General features: G+C 66.5%; 1 protein-coding gene. It reads left to right on the forward strand.

Translation table 11 applies throughout. From position 1 onward, the window contains the following. On the forward strand, positions 1–657 hold a 657-nt coding region (locus DKL51_RS06555), incomplete at both ends, for a HAMP domain-containing protein (protein ID WP_185734726.1).

Raw genomic sequence — 657 nt, forward strand, 5'->3', positions numbered from 1 at the left:
GTCAGGCGCAGGTGAAGGGCGTCTCGGGCACCTGGCGGGACCTGACCGACAACGTGAACTCGATGGCGTCGAACCTGACGTCGCAGGTGCGGAACATCGCCTCGGTCACCACGGCGGTGGCGAAGGGTGACCTGTCGCAGAAGATCACGGTGGATGCCCGGGGCGAGATCCTGGAGCTGAAGTCGACCGTGAACACGATGGTGGATCAGCTCTCCTCGTTCGCCGACGAGGTGACCCGGGTGGCCCGCGAGGTGGGTACCGAGGGCAAGCTCGGTGGTCAGGCCCAGGTACGCGGCGTCGCCGGCACCTGGCGGGACCTGACCGACAACGTGAACTCGATGGCGTCGAACCTGACCAGCCAGGTGCGGAACATCGCCCAGGTGTCGACGGCGGTGGCGAAGGGCGACCTGTCGCAGAAGATCACCGTGAATGCCCAGGGCGAGATCCTGGAGCTGAAGAACACCGTCAACACGATGGTGGACCAGCTCTCGTCGTTCGCCGACGAGGTGACCCGGGTGGCCCGCGAGGTGGGTACCGAGGGCAAGCTCGGTGGTCAGGCGCAGGTGAAGGGCGTCTCGGGCACCTGGCGGGACCTGACCGACAACGTGAACTCGATGGCGTCGAACCTGACGTCGCAGGTGCGGAACATCGCCTCGG

Source organism: Micromonospora globispora, from assembly GCF_003857015.1.
Taxonomy (GTDB): Bacteria; Actinomycetota; Actinomycetes; order Mycobacteriales; family Micromonosporaceae; genus Micromonospora; species Micromonospora globispora.